General features: G+C 70.4%; 14 protein-coding genes. 8 read left to right on the forward strand and 6 right to left on the reverse strand.

Features of this window, described 5'->3' with window-relative positions:
- Positions 1 to 219 precede the first annotated feature (219 nt).
- From FS845_RS01090 to rpe, 3 genes are read right to left on the reverse strand one after another with little or no spacing between them, the layout of a single operon-like run.
- Positions 220 to 2964, reverse strand: a complete 2745-nt coding sequence (locus tag FS845_RS01090) for an excinuclease ABC subunit UvrA (RefSeq protein ID WP_144630100.1) — start codon at positions 2962 to 2964, stop codon at positions 220 to 222.
- A 35-nt stretch (positions 2965 to 2999) separates the two neighbouring features.
- Positions 3000 to 3710, reverse strand: coding sequence for a phosphoglycolate phosphatase (locus tag FS845_RS01095; RefSeq protein WP_144630102.1), 711 nt, complete (start codon positions 3708 to 3710; stop codon positions 3000 to 3002).
- A 47-nt stretch (positions 3711 to 3757) separates the two neighbouring features.
- Complete coding sequence (gene rpe, locus FS845_RS01100) at positions 3758 to 4462, reverse strand: ribulose-phosphate 3-epimerase (RefSeq protein WP_409929242.1); 705 nt, start codon at positions 4460 to 4462, stop codon at positions 3758 to 3760.
- Positions 4463 to 4607: 145 nt separating this feature from the next.
- Here rpe and apaG point away from each other — a divergent pair, with 145 nt between their 5' ends.
- Genes apaG through FS845_RS01125 form a run of 5 tightly spaced genes read left to right on the forward strand, consistent with a single transcriptional unit; the run spans position 4608 to position 9361 of the window.
- The gene (gene apaG, locus FS845_RS01105) at positions 4608 to 4982 is read left to right on the forward strand and encodes a Co2+/Mg2+ efflux protein ApaG (protein ID WP_144630106.1); all 375 of its coding nucleotides are present in this window, start codon (positions 4608 to 4610) and stop codon (positions 4980 to 4982) included.
- A 48-nt stretch (positions 4983 to 5030) separates the two neighbouring features.
- A complete protein-coding gene (locus FS845_RS01110) occupies positions 5031 to 6341 on the forward strand; it encodes a murein transglycosylase A (protein WP_144630108.1) in 1311 nt (436 codons plus the stop codon).
- Positions 6338 to 7507 carry a UbiH/UbiF family hydroxylase gene (locus FS845_RS01115; protein WP_144630110.1) on the forward strand — a complete coding sequence of 390 codons (1170 nt, stop codon included), beginning with the start codon at positions 6338 to 6340 and terminating at the stop codon, positions 7505 to 7507. Before FS845_RS01110 ends, FS845_RS01115 begins: the two co-directional genes overlap by 4 nt.
- A gap of 38 nt (positions 7508 to 7545) precedes the next feature.
- Positions 7546 to 8349, forward strand: coding sequence for a DsbC family protein (locus tag FS845_RS01120; RefSeq protein ID WP_144630112.1), 804 nt, complete (start codon positions 7546 to 7548; stop codon positions 8347 to 8349).
- 46 nt (positions 8350 to 8395) lie between these two features.
- Positions 8396 to 9361, forward strand: coding sequence for a D-2-hydroxyacid dehydrogenase family protein (locus tag FS845_RS01125; RefSeq protein ID WP_144630114.1), 966 nt, complete (start codon positions 8396 to 8398; stop codon positions 9359 to 9361).
- Between the two features lie 163 nt (positions 9362 to 9524).
- Here FS845_RS01125 and ttcA read toward each other — a convergent pair whose 3' ends face one another.
- Together ttcA and folB are read right to left on the reverse strand one after the other, a co-directional pair.
- A complete protein-coding gene (ttcA, locus tag FS845_RS01130) occupies positions 9525 to 10535 on the reverse strand; it encodes a tRNA 2-thiocytidine(32) synthetase TtcA (RefSeq protein ID WP_144630116.1) in 1011 nt (336 codons plus the stop codon).
- Between the two features lie 12 nt (positions 10536 to 10547).
- Entirely contained in the window at positions 10548 to 10907 is a 360-nt protein-coding gene (folB, locus tag FS845_RS01135; protein ID WP_066410603.1) for a dihydroneopterin aldolase, read from the reverse strand.
- 271 nt (positions 10908 to 11178) lie between these two features.
- Between folB and FS845_RS01140 the strand changes: the two genes are divergently transcribed.
- Positions 11179 to 12072, forward strand: coding sequence for an NAD(P)/FAD-dependent oxidoreductase (locus FS845_RS01140; protein WP_144630118.1), 894 nt, complete (start codon positions 11179 to 11181; stop codon positions 12070 to 12072).
- A 47-nt stretch (positions 12073 to 12119) separates the two neighbouring features.
- On the opposite strand, the gene FS845_RS01145 is transcribed toward FS845_RS01140, so the two are convergent.
- The gene (locus FS845_RS01145; RefSeq protein WP_144630120.1) at positions 12120 to 13916 is read right to left on the reverse strand and encodes a M61 family metallopeptidase; all 1797 of its coding nucleotides are present in this window, start codon (positions 13914 to 13916) and stop codon (positions 12120 to 12122) included.
- 33 nt (positions 13917 to 13949) lie between these two features.
- On the opposite strand from FS845_RS01145, the gene FS845_RS01150 reads away from it, so the two are divergent.
- Positions 13950 to 14726, forward strand: coding sequence for an enoyl-CoA hydratase (locus FS845_RS01150; RefSeq protein WP_144630122.1), 777 nt, complete (start codon positions 13950 to 13952; stop codon positions 14724 to 14726).
- A 284-nt stretch (positions 14727 to 15010) separates the two neighbouring features.
- A complete protein-coding gene (locus FS845_RS01155; RefSeq protein ID WP_144630124.1) occupies positions 15011 to 16549 on the forward strand; it encodes a DUF1254 domain-containing protein in 1539 nt (512 codons plus the stop codon).
- The last annotated feature ends 33 nt before the right edge of the window (positions 16550 to 16582 follow it).

Below are 16582 nucleotides of genomic sequence, written 5' to 3' on the forward strand. Positions count from 1 at the left end.
CACGCAACAAAAAACCCGGTCCTGTGCAGGGGTCCGGGTTCGGTGTCTTGCTGTGCGGCATCGGCGACGCGGCGCCAATGCCGGGAACGACTTACCGCCACCCGGAGAACGAGCGCCACCAACGCCAGCAGGCGTTTGCGGGGGTCAGGACGGGGACCGGGGCGTTCATCGATGGAATGGGCAGTGAGCGTGGAAGAAAATGCGCAACCAATATACCACTCATTGGCCGACATCTCGCGGGGCGGTTCGCTGTCCGCGGCGTCGGGGCGTGGCCCTCGCGCTTCCGGCGGCTTGGACCGGACCGTCGCCGCCGGCGTCCGCGCGGGCCAGCTCCCGCGCCAGGAACGGCGCGGTCCGGCTGTCCGCCGCGTGTGTCACCTGCCGCGGTGTGCCGGCCGCCACGACCTGGCCGCCCGCGTCGCCCGCGCCGGGCCCGACGTCGATCACCCAGTCGGCCTGCGCGACCGCCCGCATGTCGTGCTCGATCATCACCACCGTATTGCCGGCATCCACCAGGCGCTGCAGCTGCACCATCAGCAGGTCGGCATCCGAGGCATGCAGCCCGGTGGTCGGCTCGTCGAGCACGTACAGGCTGCGGCCCCGCTGGCTGCGCTGCAGCTCGGTGGCCAGCTTGATGCGCTGCGCCTCGCCGCCGGACAGTTCAGTCGCCGGCTGGCCCAGGCGCAGGTAGCCGAGCCCGATGTCGCGCAGCAGCCGCAGCGGCCGCTCCACCGCGTCCTGGCCCGCGAAGACGCCGCACGCGGCGTCCACGGTCAGGTCCAGGACTTCGGCAATGGTGTGGCCGTTCCAGCGGACCTTCAGCGTAGCCTCGTTGTAGCGCGCCCCGTGGCATGCGGGGCACGGCGCGTACACGCTGGGCATGAACAGCAGTTCGACGCTGACGAAGCCTTCGCCTTCGCAGGTGTCGCATCGTCCCTTGGCCACGTTGAACGAGAACCGGCCGGCATCGTAGCGGCGGCGCCGCGCGTCCGGCGTGGCGGCGAACAGCTTGCGCACGTGGTCGAACAGGCCGGTGTAGGTCGCCAGGTTGGAGCGCGGGGTGCGCCCGATGGGCTTCTGGTCGACCTGCACCAGCCGCTGCACGGCGTCCACGTCTCCGCCCAGGCGGCCTCGCGTGGCCGCGATCACGGCCGGCCCGTCGCGGGTGTCGCCATCGGCGGGATCGTCCTCGGGCTCGTGGCCCAGGTGCGACCGGACCAGCTCGGGCAGGGCCTGCGCGAAGAGGCTGGACTTGCCCGAGCCGGAGATGCCGGTGACCGCGGTCAGCACGCCCAGCGGGATGCGCGCGTCCACGCCATGCAGGTTGTGGCGATGGATCTGCCGCAGTTCCAGCCAGCTGCCGGCCTCGCGTCGGCGGCTGCCGTTGGGGGGAATCTCGTCGAACAGGTAGCGCGCGGTTCGCGATTCGGCGACCTCGCGCAGGCCTTCGGGCGCGCCGCTGTAGAGCACCCGGCCGCCCTGCTCGCCGGCGGCCGGTCCCACGTCCACCAGCCATTGCGCGCGCCGCATCAGCTCCAGGTCGTGCTCCACCACGAACACCGAGTTGCCGGCGTCGCGCAGCGTGTCCAGCGCGTCGTACAGCGCCTGGCTGTCCGAGGGATGCAGTCCCGCCGAGGGTTCGTCCAGCACATAGACCACGCCGAACAGCAGGGAGCTCAGCTGCGTGGCCAGCCGCAGGCGCTGCAGCTCGCCGGCCGACAGGGTCGGCGTCGCCCGGTCCAGCGTCAGGTAGCCCAGCCCCAGCTCTTGCAGCCGCCGCAGGCGCGCGATCACGCCTCCCGCCAGGCGCTGCGCGGCAAGGCGCTTTTCCTCGGACAGCGCCGAGGTGCGGCGCACGTCGGGCGATACCGCATGGACGGCGCGGCCGGTGGCGGCGCGTGCGGCGCGGTCACGGCGCGTGGCCTGGCCGTCGGCGCTCGCGCCGGGGCGGTGGGCGCTGAAATCGCCGTTGGCAATGGGCTCGAGCAGGGCCGCCAGCGGGTCCAGCGGCATCTGCATGAACGTGCCGATGTCCACGCCGGCGAAGGTCACCGACAGCGCCTCGGGCTTGAGCCGCTTGCCCTGGCAGGCGGGGCACGGCTTGCCTTCCATGAAGCGCGACACCCGCTTTCTCATCAGCGCGCTCTGGGTGTGGGCAAAGGTGTGCAGCACGTAGCGCCGCGCACCGGTGTAGGTGCCCATGTAGCTTGGTTCTTCCTTGCGCTTGAGCGCCGCGCGCGTTTCGGCCGGGGTGAAGCCGGCGTACACCGGCACGGTGGGCGTGTCCTCGGTGTAGAGGATCCAGTCGCGGTCCTTCTTCGGCAGCTCGCGCCAAGGCCGGTCGACGTCATAGCCCAGCGTCACCAGGATGTCGCGCAGGTTCTGCCCGTGCCAGGCGGGCGGCCAGGAGGCGATGGCGCGCTCGCGGATGCTCAGCGAGGGATCCGGCACCATGATGTCCTCGGTCACGTCGTAGACGTGGCCCAGGCCATGGCAGGCGGGGCAAGCCCCCTGCGGCGTATTGGGCGAGAAGTCCTCGGCATACAGCATGGGCTGGCCGGGCGGATAGGCGCCCGCCCGCGAATACAGCATCCGCACCAGCGAGGACAAGGTCGTGACGCTGCCCACGGAAGAGCGTGCGTTGCTGGCGCCGCGCTGCTGCTGCAGCGCCACCGCGGGCGGCAGGCCGTCGATGCCGTCGACGTCGGGCACGCCCGCCTGGTCGATCAGGCGCCGCGCATAGGGCGCCACCGACTCGAAGTAACGCCGCTGCGCTTCGGCATAGATGGTGCCGAACGCCAGCGAGGACTTGCCGGAACCGGAGACCCCCGAGAACACCACCAGCGCGTCCCGCGGGATGGCGACGTCGACGTCCTTGAGATTGTGCTCGCGCGCGCCGCGCACCTGCACGAAGCCCCCGTCCTGCGTCGCACGAGGAGGTGTGCCAGAAGAGGTCCTAGTCATGCCCTATCGTAACGCCTGCCCTGGACGGGGGCAGGTCACGCGGCCGCGGAGTTTCCTTCCGCCGGCTCGGCGTTCCATTCGGCGATCACGCGCTGCGCGTCGACCAGCGTGTCGACGATGCCGTCCACGTCCAGCATGCGCACGTCCATGCCTTCGTTGTAGCCGTAGGGTACCGCCAGCACGCGCGTGCCGGCCGAGCGGCCTGCCTGCGCATCGTTGATCGAGTCTCCGATGGTCACCGCGCGCCCGGGCGCCACGCCGAACTGCTCGCAGGCGTGCAGCACCTGGTCGGGATCGGGCTTGCGCCGCGCGCAGGTGTCGCCGCACACCACCACGGGGAAGAAGCCCGCCAGGCCCGTGCGTTGCAGCAGCGGCAGGGTGAACTCGGTGGGCTTGTTGGTGACCACCGCCAGCTTCAGGCCCTGCTCGCGCATGGCCAGCAGGCCGGGCACCACGCCGTCGAACACCCTGGCCTTCTCGCCATTGACGCGATGGTAGTGGCGGAAGAAGGCCTCGCGGCCGCGGGCGTACAGATCGCCGTCGGCCAGTTCGCCTTCCAGGCTGCCGGCCAGGGTGCGGCGCACCAGGTTGTCCACGCCCTTGCCCACGAACGTGGCCAGCACGTCCAGGCGCAGGGGCACCAGGCCGAGTTCCACGCGCATGGCGTTGGCGGCGTCGGCCAGGTCGGGAATGGAGTCCAGCAGGGTGCCGTCCAGGTCCAGCAGGACCGCTTCGATGCGTGCCATTCAGCGCGCTCCTTCGATGTGGCCCGCGCGCGCGGGCCGTGTCAGGGTCAGACGCTCCGGCCTTCGCCCTTGGCGATCTCGGCGCGCAGGCTCTGGATGACGGCGGCGTAGTCGGGCTGGCCGAAGATCGCCGAGCCGGCCACGAAGGTGTCGGCGCCGGCGGCGCGGATGTCGGCGATGTTGTCGGGCTTCACGCCGCCGTCCACCTCGAGCAGGATCGGCTGGCCGCCGGCCTGCGCCCAGCGGTCGATGCGCGAGCGCGCCTCGCGCAGCTTGGCCAGCGTGGCCGGAATGAACGACTGGCCGCCGAAGCCGGGGTTGACCGACATCAGCAGCACCAGGTCCAGCTTGTCCATCACGTAGTCCATGTAGGACAGCGGCGTGGCGGGATTGAACACCAGGCCGGCCTTGCAGCCGTGGCTGCGGATCAGCGACAGGGTGCGGTCGACGTGGCGCGACGCTTCGGGGTGGAAGGTGATGATGTCGGCGCCCGCCTTGGCGAACATGGGGATGATCTCGTCGACCGGTTCGACCATCAGGTGCACGTCGATGGGCACGTTCACGTGCGGGCGGATGGCCGAACAGACCATCGGGCCGATGGTCAGGTTGGGAACGTAATGGTTGTCCATCACGTCGAAATGGATCCAGTCGGCGCCGGCGGCGACGACGTTGCGCACCTCTTCGCCCAGGCGGGCGAAGTCGGCGGAGAGGATGCTGGGGGCGATGCGGGTGGCGGCCGGGGTCGAGGACATGGCTTTGCGAAGTTCCGGGGGCATAATGTGCAATTATTGTAGATTGACGCCCGGGCGCGGGCACCGGGCGCCGGCCCGAGCCGGCGCCAGCCCCCGTCCAGCCCGGCCGCGCGCGGCCAGGTGCGCGCCTTCCCAGGGATATCCAGTGAAACCCTACGACCTGACGGTGTCCGTTACGCCGCGCTTCGTGCCGGAGCAGTCCGATCCCGCCCAGCACCAGTACATGTTCGCCTATACGGTGCGCATCACCAATGCCGGCGCCAATCCCGTGCAGGTCATCAGCCGGCACTGGATCATCACCGACGGCAACCAGCACGTGCAGGAAGTGCGCGGCCTGGGCGTGGTGGGCCAGCAGCCGCTGCTGGCGGCGGGCGAGTCCTTCGAATACACCAGCGGCTGCCCGCTGCCCACCCCGGTGGGCACCATGCGCGGCACCTATCATTGCGTGGGCGAGAACGGCATCCCCTTCGAGGTGCCGATCGCCGAATTCCTGCTGGCCATGCCGCGCACCCTGCACTGATCGCCGGGCTTACCGATGTTCTGTCCTCACCGTTAAATGAAGCAGCGTTTGAAGCGATTTCTCAGTGTTTCCCTGCTGGCCGGGCTGTTGGCCGCCTGCGCGACGTCCGACGTGCCGCCCGCGGGCGGGCCGTCGGGCGGCACGTCCTCCGCCGGAGGCGCGGCCGTGCCGGCCGCCGACGGCCCGCTCAACGTCCCGTCCCTGTCGTCGCTGCCGGATTCCGCGCCGCGCCAGCTGGCTGGCCGCTATGCGCGCGCCGCCTGGACCGACATGCCGGGCTGGAGCAACGACGAGCTGTCCGAGTTCTGGCCGCTGTTCCTGCGCAACTGCAAGGGCCTGATGCGGCCGACCAGCGGCAACCTGGCCGTGCCCGCGCGCGCCACGCCGCGCGCCTGGCAGCCCGTCTGCGCGGCCGCGGCCGATGCCTCGCGCGCCCCGGCCGCGGGCGACGGCGCCGCGGTGCGCCGCTTCCTGCAGGCCTATCTGCAGCCCTGGCGCGTCAATGCCGCCGATGGCCAGCCCGCGTCCAACACGGTCACCGGCTACTACGAGCCGCTGGTGTCCGCCTCGCGCCGCCGCGGCGGCGCCTACCAGTGGCCGCTGTACGCGGTGCCGTCCGACCTGCTCACCGTCGACCTGGGTTCCATCTATCCCGACCTGGCCGGCAAGCGCGTGCGCGGCAAGCTCGAGGGTTCGCGGGTGGTGCCCTACGACACACGCGCGGCCATTGAAAGCGGCGACCGCAAGCCTCCCGTGATCGTCTGGGTGAACGACCCCGTCGACAACTTCTTCCTGCAGGTGCAGGGCTCGGGCCGCGTCCAGCTGACCGACGGGCCCGATTCCGGCACCACCATCCGCCTGGCCTATGCCGACCACAACGGCCAGCCCTATGCCTCCATCGGCAAGTGGCTGATCGATCGTGGCGAGTTGCCGGCCAGCCAGGCGTCCATGCAGAACATCCGCGCCTGGGCCAAGCGCAATCCGGCCCGCGTGCAGGAAATGCTCAACGCCAATCCGGCCGTGGTGTTCTTCCGCGAAGAAGCCATCGCCGACCCCGCGCTGGGTCCGCGCGGCGCCTACGGCATTCCGCTGGCGCCGGGCCGCTCCATCGCGGTCGATGCGCGCTTCGTGCCGCTGGGCGCGCCGGTGTTCCTGTCGACCACCATGCCCGGCTCGCAGTCCCCACTGCAGCGCCTGGTGTTCGCGCAGGACACCGGCACGGCCATCACGGGCGCGGCGCGCGCCGACTTCTACTGGGGCTCCGGCGAAGAGGCCGGCGCCATGGCGGGCCGCATGAAGCAGCGCGGCCAGATGTGGCTGTTGTGGCCCAAGCAGGCCGGGGAGCCCTCGGCGCGATGAAACACCAGATCGTCGTCTGCGGCGCGGGCATCGTCGGGCTGGCCAGCGCGCTGGCCCTGGCGCGCCGCGGCCAGCGCGTGGCCGTGCTGGCGCCGCGCAGCGAGGTGCCCCCCGCGCAGGGCGACGCCTATCATCCGCGTGTCTATGCCATCTCGCCTGCCAGCCGCCGCTTTTTGGGCGAACTGGGCGTGTGGGATTCGCTGCCCGCCGGCCGCGTCGCGCCGGTGCAGGCCATGGACATCCACGGCGATGGCGACGGCCACGTCACGCTGCATGCCTGGCAGGCCGCGCAGGAATGCCTGGCCTGGATCGTCGAGTCCGGCGAGATCGAGCGCGTGCTGATCCAGGCCGTGCGCGTCTTCGGCATCCCGTGGCTGGACGACCGCTGCGTCGGCTGGCGCGAGGGCAGCATCGAGACCGAGGGCGGCGCGCACCTGCAGGCCGAACTGTTCGTGGGCGCCGACGGCGCCAACTCGCCGCTGCGCCAGGCGGCCGGCCTGCGCCATCAGGCGCGGCCCTACGGCGACACCGGCCTGGTGGCGCACCTGGACGCCGACCTGCCGCACCAGGGCACCGCCTTCCAATGGTTCCGCGACGATGGCGTGCTGGCCCTGCTGCCGCTGCCCGATACCGCCGACGGGCCGCAGGTCTCCATGGTGTGGTCCATCCGTGGCGAACGCGCCGAGGCCCTGCAGGCCCTGCCGCGCGAGGCGCAGGCCGCCGAACTCGAACGCCTGCTGGCCGAGGCCTCGCACGGCCGCCTGGGCCGGCTGCGCATGCGTGGCGCCCTGCACGGTTTTCCGCTGACGCTTGAGCAGGCCCAGATGACCGGACCCGGCATCGCGCTGGCCGGCGACGCGGCCCATCGCGTGCATCCGCTGGCCGGCCAGGGCCTGAACCTGGGCCTGGGCGACGTCGAAGCCCTGGCGCGGGCCGTGGGCGGCCGCGAGGCCTTCCGTCCCGCCGGCGATCCGCGCGTGCTGCAGCGCTACCAGCGCGCCCGTGCCGAGCCGGTGCTGGCGATGCGCATGGCCACCGACGGCCTGCACCGCCTGTTCGGCGCGCGCAACGCCCCGCTGGCCTGGCTGCGCAATGCCGGCATGCAGGCGGTCGACGCCCTGCCTTTCATCAAACGCCAACTCATCGAGGGGGCCTCGCGCAACTGAGCATCACGCCGGCTTGCGCCGTTGCACCAGGAGTCATCATGAAGTTTCGCATTGCATTCAGCGTGGCGGCGTCCCTGTGCGCCCTGTTCATGGCAGGCGCCGTGCAGGCTCAGCCGGCCGGCCAGTCCGGCAAGAGCTATTCCACCAGCGGCGCGGACAAGCCTGCCGCGGGCGCCAGGTCCACCCGCACGCCCGCGCCCGACCCCGTGGCCGACGGCGTGCGCAAGCGCTTCATCGAGCGTTTCCCGGATACCGAGGTGACCGCCGTGCAACGCACGCCCTATGGGCTGTTCGAGGTGCAGCTGGGCATGGAACTGGTCTACACCGACGAGGACGTGCGCTGGGTCATGCAGGGCACGCTGATCGACGCCATGTCGCGCCGCAACGTCACCGCCGAGCGTCAGGAGCGACTGGGCGAAGTGCCGCTGGCCGAGCTGCCGCTGGAACTGGCCGTCAAGCAGGTGCGGGGCAACGGCAAGCGCCGCGTGGCCATCTTCGAGGATCCCAACTGCGGCTACTGCAAGCAGCTGCACAAGACGATCGAGACGCTGGACGACGTCACCATCTACACCTTCCTGTATCCCATCCTGGCGCCCGATTCGACCGTCAAGTCGCGCGACATCTGGTGTGCCTCCGAGCCCGCGCGCGCCTGGAACGACTGGATGATCCGCGGCAAGACGCCCGCGTCCAAGTCGTGCGACGCGCCCACGCAGCAGGTGCTCGAACTGGGCAAGCGCCTGATGGTGCGCGGCACGCCCACGATGTTCTTCGACGACGGCTCGCGCGTCAGCGGCGCGATGCCCCTGGACCAATTTCAGGCCCGGCTGGACGGACGCCGATGACGCCGTCAGCCTCTTGCGCGACAACGGGAAACACGGAGACAACCCCATGCAGATCGCCATCCTCGACGACTATCACGGCGTAGCCGAGCGCTACGCGGACTGGAGCAAGCTGGGCCCGCAGGTGCGGGTGAAGACCTTCCGCGATCCGCTGCCCCCCGGGCCGGCGCGCGCGGCGGCCCTGCAGGACTTCGACGTGATCCTGGCGATGCGCGAGCGCATGGCGTTTCCCGCCGAACTGATCGACGCGCTGCCCAAGCTGCGCCTGCTTGTCACCACCGGCCTGCGCAACAATTCCATCGACAGCGAGGCCTGCACGCGCCGCGGCATCGTGCTGTGCGGCGCGCCGGGCAGCGCCGACGGCCACAACGCCACGGCCGAACTGGCCTGGGCCCTGATCCTGGCGCTGTTCAAGCACATCCCGCAAGAGCACGAGAACATGCGCCGCGGCCTGTGGCAGACGGGCATGCCGCTGCTGCTGTCCGGCCGGCGCCTGGGCGTGGTGGGCCTGGGCAAGCTGGGCACCGGCGTGGCCAAGGTGGGCCTGGCCTTCGGCATGGACGTGGTGGCCTGGAGCCCCAACCTGACCGACGAGCGCGCCGCCGAAGCTGGCGTCAAGCGCGTGGACAAGCGCGAGCTGTTCGCCACGTCCGACGTGGTCAGCCTGCACGTGGTGCTCAGCGAGCGTTCGCGGCACACGGTGGATGCCGAGATGCTGGCCGCGATGAAGCCCACGGCCTTCCTGGTCAACACGTCGCGGGCCGGCCTGGTGGACAACGATGCGCTGCTGGACGCCCTGCGCAAGAAGCGCCTGGCGGGCGCGGGCCTGGACGTGTTCGAGACCGAGCCGCTGCCGCCCACCGATCCGCTGCGTGCGCTGGACAACGTGGTGCTGACGCCCCACCTGGGCTACGTCAGCCAGCCCAATTTCGAGGCCTTCTACCGCAGCGCCGTCGAGGCCATCGCGGCCTGGGCGGCGGGCAGCCCGGTGCGGGTGCTGAACCCGGCGTCGTAAGCCCTGGCAGGCACCGCCGCCCGCATCGGACGCGGCCGTCCCTGGCAGGCTGGCTCCGCGGCCCCGCCAGGAAAATGCCGCGGCCTGCAGGTCGTACCTTGCAGGCCGCAACATTTTCTTTTCCGCGGCGCAAGTACGCCGCGTGCGTGGTGACGGCTGCGCGTCAGCGGAACACGATGCGCTGTTCCGCCAGCGCATCCGACGGCTCGTCGCAGGGCTGCGCCGAAGCGGCTTCCGGATCGACGTGGTCGAAGGCCGTGTCGCCATCGGGGTCCGGCGTGCCCGTGGGCTTGAGGCCCACGAAATCGAACAGCTCCCGATCCATCAGGTGCGAGGGCACCACGCGCGACAGCGCATTGAACACATTCCAAGAACGGTTCGGATGCTTGCGGTCCCATTCCTGCACCATGCGCGTCACTTCCTTGCGCTTCAGGTTCTCCTGCGAGCCGCACAGGTTGCACGGGATGATGGGGAACTGCTTCAGCTCGGCATAGGCGATCAGGTCGCGCTCGGGCACGTAGGCCAGCGGGCGGATCACCGTGTGGCGGCCGTCGTCGGACACCAGTTTCGGGGGCATGCCCTTGAGCTTGCCGCCGTAGAACAGGTTCAGGAAGAACGTGCCCAGGATGTCGTCGCGATGGTGGCCCAGCGCGATCTTGGTCGCGCCCAGCTCGTCGGCCACGCGGTACAGGATGCCGCGCCGCAGCCGCGAGCATAGCGAGCACATGGTCTTGCCCTCGGGGATCACGCGCGTGACGATCGAGTATGTGTCCTGCGTCTCGATGTGGAAGGGCACGCCCAGGTTGGTCAGGTAGTTGGGCAGGATCTCGGGCGGAAAGCCGGGCTGCTTCTGGTCCAGGTTGACCGCGATGAGCTCGAACGGAAACGGCGCGCGTTTCTGCAGCGTCATCAGGATGTCCAGCATCGCGTACGAATCCTTGCCGCCCGACAGGCACACCATGACGCGGTCGCCCGCTTCGATCATGTTGTAGTCGGACAGGGCGCGCGTGGTTTCGCGCGCCAGGCGCTTGGTCAGCTTGTTGCCTTCGTGGCGGGCGCGGTCTTCGGCGGGCGAGCGCACGCGTTCGGGTTTCGGGACGTGCGTAGCGGCTTGAGCAGCGGCGGGGGGCGCGTCGGGCACGGCCAGGTCGGGGAGGGCGTCGATGGCGTTCATGGCAATGGGGCGCTAGCGGCTGGTCTGGATCTCGACGCCCACGGCGTCGCAGTCCGAGAAAGCCATGGGCTTGCTGATGCGCAGCCGCAGCGATCGGATGTCGGGAAAATCGGCCAGCAGGCGCTCGGCCACTTGTTCGGTCAGCGTTTCGATCAGGTTGACGTGGGCCTGCGTGCATTCCTGCACGATGGCGTCGCGCAGGCTGCGATAGTCCAGCACGCTGTGGATGTCGTGGTCGTCCACGTCGCGGCGGATGTCTACGTCGAACTCCGCGTCGATGTGCAGCGGCTGGGTGGCACGGCGCTCGTGTTCGAGAATGCCGATGCGGGCATCCAGCGCAAGCCGGGAAATGATGATGCGGCGTGTCGCCATGATCGGAAAACCTGATGGGGGGAAGCGTGCATTGTAAAGGGGCGGCCGGCCGACCATGCGGGCCGCCGGGTGTGTGCGGCCTGCACGCTCGCGGCCCGCGCGGCCGGACAGGCGTCGTCGTCCGGCCGTGCTTCCCGTTGGGCGCGGCGAGAGGCGCGGCGCTTCCGCCGCCGCCCGCTGACTACAATCGGGGGCAGTCTGGCCGGGCGCACGCCGCGCCGCCAGGCACGGCCCGACCCACGGGCCGCCTCAGCTTTCAGGAAAACACAGCATGCAGCAGGTATACGACGCGGTCATCGTGGGCGGGGGGCCGGCCGGCGCCTCGTGCGCGATCTGGCTGGCGCGGCTGGGCCTGGCGCCCGTGCTGGTCGAGGCCTCCGACCGCCTGGGCGGCCTGGGCAACGACAATCCCTTCCGCGACGACTGGATCGCCGTGCTGCCCGGCCAGACCGGCCAGCACGGCGCGGCCAATATCGCGCGCAGCGTCCAGGAGGCCGGCGTGCCGCTGCACCTGCGCGCCCCGGCCCTGCAGGCGCGTCCCGCCAAGGGTGGCGTCGAGGTGGCCCTGGGCGGCCACGCCCAGGGGCGGTCGCTGCGCGGCCGCGCGCTGGTCATCGCCTCGGGCGTGCGTGCCCGCGGCCTGCCGGGCCATCCTTCCACAGCCTCGTGGCCAGGCGTGCTGGTCGGCCCGGGCTCGCCCATCGTGGCCCAGGACTACACCGGCCTGAAGGTGGCCGTACTGGGCGGCGGCGACAACGCCTATGAAAACTTCGTCTACGTCCGCAACCGCGGCGCCCGCGACGTGCACCTGTACGCCCGCACCGTGCGCGCGCAGCAGCAATGGGTGACGCGCGCCGGCCGCGAGAATGTGCACGTCGGCGCCTACGAGGTCGATCCCGCCGCGCGCACCGTCGACGGCAAGCCGTACGACCTCATCCTGGTCTTCTATGGCTGGGAACCCCAGGCCGCCTTCGCCGACGGCCTGCATCTGGCGCGCAGCGAACGCGGCTACATCCAGACCGACTTCTCCACGGCGCAGACCAGCCTGCCCGACATCTACGCGATCGGCGAAGTGGCCAACCGCATGCATCCGTGCGTGGTCACGGCGATGGCAGACGGGGTGGTGGCGGCCAAGGACATCCAGCGGCGCTGGGAGCGCGGCTGACGGCCGCGTTGCGGCTTGGCCGCGGCCAGACCGCGGCCGGGTCGCGCCTACGGCGCCGGGACGCCGCCGCGGTCCGCCGCGCCCACCACGCAATCCAGCGCCGCCGGCGCCGCCAGCCGCACCGTGTAGGCCCGCAGCTCGTCGCGCCGGAACACGTGCACGCGCACGCGTTCGCCCGGTTGATACTGCGACAGCAGCGTGTCCAGGCCCGATGGCGCATCCACGCGCAGCCCGTCCACGGCCACCAGCACGTCGCCTGCCGACAGGCCTGCGCGATGCGCCGCGCCGCCCTCGAACACGGTGGCCAGCGCAAGGCCGTCGCCCTGCTTGCGGGTGCGCACGTCCATGCCCGGGATGGCCGCGGCGGCCTTCCATTGCACGTCGATGCCGTGCGGGGCCAGCAGCTCGGCCAGCGGCACGTCTGCGGTGCCGTAGGCATGGCGCGCCACGAAGCGGCGCACATCCACGCCCGTGGCCTCGCGCACCAGCGCGGGGAAGTCTTCCTCGTCCAGGCCCTGCGGCTTGCCGCGATAGAAGTCGCGGCCGTAGCGTTGCCACAGCAGCCGCATCACGTCATCCAGCGAGTACGTGCCGTTGCTGTCGCGCCGGATGAGCAGGTCCAGGCCCAGCGCCACCAGCGCGCCCTTGGTGTAGTAGCTGATCAGCGCGTTGGGCGAGTTTTCGTCCTGCTTGTAGTAGCGGGTCCAGGCGTCGAACGACCCCTCGGCCACCGACTGCTTGTGGCGGCCGGGCGTGCGCGCCACGCCTGTGATGGTCTTGCCCAGCAGGCGCAGGTAGTCTGCCTGCGTGATGACGCCCGCGCGCAGCAGCTGCAGGTCGTCGTAGTAGGACGTGAAGCCCTCGAAGATCCACAGCAGCTTCGTCAGGTTGGGCTGGTCGAGGCGGTACGGCGCGAAGGCGGCCGGCTTGATGCGCTTGACGTTCCAGGTATGGAAGTATTCGTGGCTGACCAGGCCCAGGAAGGTGCGGTAGCCTTCTCCCTGCCCGGCCTGGCCCGTCACGGGCAGGTCCTTGCGCGAGGCCATCAGGGCCGTGCTGGCGCGGTGTTCGAGGCCACCGTAGCCGTCGCCCGTGACCATCGTCATGAACACGTAGCGGTCGCTGCTGTCCAGGAACGGCGCGCGCCGGGTGCGCGGCTCGAAGAACGCGATCTGCGTCTCGCAGATGCGGCGCACGTCCTCGGTGATGCGCGCCAGGTCCAGGCGGGGTACCGCGCCGGTGAACACCAGCTCGTGCTCCGCGCCGTGCGCGGTGAAACGCGCCACCTGCGGCGTGCCCATTTCGACGGGGTGGTCGATCAGCGCATCGTAGTCGGGGGCGCGGTACAGGCCGAAGCCGTGGCGCCGTGCCGCGCCGGCCACGCCGCGCGCTTCGGGCAGGCTGGTGTAGACCTTCCAGCCATCGATGCCGCGCGGCGCCTGCAGGTCGACCAGGCAAGGCTGCTCGTCCTGGCCCTGCACGCGCAGGAACACGCTGGTGCCGTTGAAGAAGGCATGGCTTTCGTCCAGGTGCGCGCCGCGCACCGACAGGTCCCAGGCATAGACCGTGTATTCGACGAGCAGCGGGCCGTCGCATGGCGCGGCTCGCCAGGTGTGGTTGTCCAGCTTGTCGACGGCGATGGGGCGGCTGCCCGAGCGGGCCGTCAGGGTCTCGATCTGGCGCGAGAAATCGCGGATCAGGTAGCTGCCTGGAATCCAGGCGGGCAAGGCCAGGCACTGGCCGTGGGGATCGGGACTGGCCACCGTCAGCGACACGCGATAGCGGTGTCCGGCGGGATCGTAAGGCTGCAGGCGGTAAATTATGGGTGCGTCGTTCATCCGCATATCTTATTCCCATCCCATCTCTGGAGACATTCAATGAGCGAATCGTTCGTGCTGGTCGAGACCCGCGGCCGGGTAGGCCTGCTGACGCTGAACCGGCCCAAGGCGCTCAACGCGCTCAACGATCAACTGATGGACGAGCTGGGGGCCGCGCTGCTGGCCTTCGACGCGGACGAGAACATCGGCGCCGTCGTCATCACGGGCAGCGAGAAGGCCTTCGCCGCCGGCGCCGACATCAGCGCCATGAAAAGCTGGTCGTACATGGACGTCTACGGCAGCGACTACATCACGCGCAACTGGGAAACCCTCAAGCGCGTGCGCAAGCCCGTCATCGCCGCGGTGGCCGGCTATGCGCTGGGCGGCGGCTGCGAGCTGGCGATGATGTGCGACATGCTGTTCGCCGCCGACACCGCCAAATTCGGCCAGCCCGAGATCAAGCTGGGCGTCATCCCCGGCGCGGGCGGCACGCAGCGCCTGCCGCGCGCCGTGGGCAAGGCCAAGGCCATGGACCTGACGCTGACCGCGCGCATGATGGGCGCCGAGGAAGCCGAGCGCGCCGGCCTGGTCTCGCGCATCGTCCCGGCCGACCGGCTGCTGGACGAGGCCATCGAGGCCGCCACCGTCATCGCCTCGATGTCGCTGCCGTCGGTCATGATGGCCAAGGAGTGCGTCAACCGCGCCTACGAGTCTCCGCTGAACGAAGGCCTGCTGTTCGAGCGCCGCGTCTTCCACTCGCTGTTCGCCACCGACGACCAGAAGGAAGGCATGGCTGCATTCGCCGAAAAACGCCCTCCGGTCTTCAAGCACCGTTAAAAGTCGTTACGCCGAGGGGATGGCCGCGGATACATCTTCCGGTCACCCCAGGCGGGCCCGCCGCCCGCGCCGCCATTGCGCGGCGCGCCGGTGCGCCGCCAGGTTTGCGGCTGATCCGGCCCCCAATCGCGTTGCCCGTTGAAACTTTTGCGCAGCACTCTGTTGCAGCGTCGCGGCCTATCCTGATCGGGCATCGTTCCGATCGAGCCGCGCCGGCGTACCCCATCCGGGCCGCTTCCCGTCGCAGCGCGGGCTCTTCGTCATCCAACAAGCAGGAGCCTCTCATGCGTATTCATGCATTACCCACGCGCCGCTGGCAGGCGGCCGTCCTGGCAGGCGTACTGAGCACGAGCCTGGCTGGCATCGCCCATGCCCAGTCGACGCAGGTCACGCCCATGTACCCGCAGACCGATGCCTCGGGCATGCCCCGGCCGTCGATGCGCATGGTCTCGCAGACGCCGGTTCCGGCGCCCGCGCCCGCTCCCGCCATCCCGGTCGCGGCGATGACCGGCGCCGAGCTGCGCGATGCCGCGGTCGATGCCTACATCTACGCCTATCCGATGGTGCTGATGGAGATGACGCGCCGCGCCTCCACCAACGTGCAGACGCCGCTGGCCGGCCGCGCCCCGGTGAACCAGTTCGGCCATCGCACCGCCTACCCGGATCCGCGCGCCACCGACGTGGCCTGGCCCAGCACGGACGCGCTGTACTCCAGCCTCTGGTACGACGTGAGCCGCGAGCCGCTGATCATCCAGGTGCCCGCTTCCGACAAGCGTTATTACCTGCTGTCGCTGCACGACATGTGGTCCGACATGTACGCCGCGCGCGGTACGCGCACCTCGGGCAACGTGGCGCAGACCTTCGCCATCGTCGGCCCGTCCTGGAACGGCACGCTGCCGCCGGGCGTCGACGTCGTGCGCAGTCCCACCAGCCAGGGCTGGATGATCGGACGCGTGCAGACCGCCAGTCCGGCCGACTACGCCGCCGTCAACCAGTTCCAGAGCGGCCTGGTGGCCGCGCCGCTGAGCGGCTGGGGCCGTGGCTACAGCACGCCGGCCGGCCAGGTGAACCCGGCCTGGAGCGGGCAGGGCACGCCGGCCGAGCAGGTCGCCGCCATGGACGCCGCCAGCTACTTCACGCTGTTCGACGAGCTGGTGCGCGCCAATCCGCCGCATGCCAACGACTATCCCATGCTGGACCGCCTGCGCCGCATCGGCTTCGGCCGCGGCCAGGCGTTTTCGTTCGGCGCGCTCGAGCCCTCGGTGCAGCAGGCCCTGGCCGAAGCCAAGCCGCTGGCGGGCCGCCGCATCGCCGACGCGGTGCACACGCTGGGCCGTCCGGTCAACGGCTGGACCGTCGTGCGCAGCGGCATCGGCACCTACGGGACCGACTACACGCGCCGCGCCGCCGTGGCCTATGCGGGCCTGGGCGCCAGCACGCCGGAAGAAGTGCTGTACCCGGTCACCGCCATCGACGACGAAGGCGAGCCGCTGAACAGCGACGAGGACTACGTGCTGCACTTCGACAAGGGCCAATTGCCCCCGGTCGACGGCTACTGGACGCTGATCCTTTACGACGCCCGCCAAGGCTTCACGCAGAACCCCATCGGCCGCTACGCAGTGACCAGCACCGACCCGCTGGTCTACAACAAGGACGGTTCGCTGGACATCTACATCCGCCGCGATCCGCCCTCGCGCGAGAAGCAGGCCAACTGGCTGCCCGCCCCGCAGCAGGGCAACTTCATGTTGAACATGCGTCTGTATGCGCCGCGCAACACGGCGCTGGACGGCCTGTGGGGTCCGCCGCCGGTCCGCGAGGACTGACGCACGGGCCGGGACGGCGTCGGCCGTCCCGCC

The organism is Bordetella genomosp. 13 (genome assembly GCF_007679965.1).
Lineage (GTDB): Bacteria > Pseudomonadota > Gammaproteobacteria > Burkholderiales > Burkholderiaceae_B > Bordetella.

Bases quoted from the DNA above. Each gene is read 5' to 3' on its own strand.
- FS845_RS01140 (WP_144630118.1), top strand. From the start codon at position 11,179: ATGCAGCAGGTATACGACGCGGTCATCGTGGGCGGGGGGCCGGCCGGC.
- FS845_RS01095 (WP_144630102.1), bottom strand. From the start codon at position 3,710: ATGGCACGCATCGAAGCGGTCCTGCTGGACCTGGACGGCACCCTGCTG.
- FS845_RS01125 (WP_144630114.1), top strand. From the start codon at position 8,396: ATGCAGATCGCCATCCTCGACGACTATCACGGCGTAGCCGAGCGCTAC.
- ttcA (WP_144630116.1), bottom strand. From the start codon at position 10,535: ATGAACGCCATCGACGCCCTCCCCGACCTGGCCGTGCCCGACGCGCCC.
- FS845_RS01115 (WP_144630110.1), top strand. From the start codon at position 6,338: ATGAAACACCAGATCGTCGTCTGCGGCGCGGGCATCGTCGGGCTGGCC.
- folB (WP_066410603.1), bottom strand. From the start codon at position 10,907: ATGGCGACACGCCGCATCATCATTTCCCGGCTTGCGCTGGATGCCCGC.
- FS845_RS01145 (WP_144630120.1), bottom strand. From the start codon at position 13,916: ATGCGGATGAACGACGCACCCATAATTTACCGCCTGCAGCCTTACGAT.
- FS845_RS01120 (WP_144630112.1), top strand. From the start codon at position 7,546: ATGAAGTTTCGCATTGCATTCAGCGTGGCGGCGTCCCTGTGCGCCCTG.
- rpe (WP_409929242.1), bottom strand. From the start codon at position 4,462: ATGTCCTCGACCCCGGCCGCCACCCGCATCGCCCCCAGCATCCTCTCC.
- FS845_RS01150 (WP_144630122.1), top strand. From the start codon at position 13,950: ATGAGCGAATCGTTCGTGCTGGTCGAGACCCGCGGCCGGGTAGGCCTG.
- FS845_RS01155 (WP_144630124.1), top strand. From the start codon at position 15,011: ATGCGTATTCATGCATTACCCACGCGCCGCTGGCAGGCGGCCGTCCTG.
- FS845_RS01090 (WP_144630100.1), bottom strand. From the start codon at position 2,964: ATGACTAGGACCTCTTCTGGCACACCTCCTCGTGCGACGCAGGACGGG.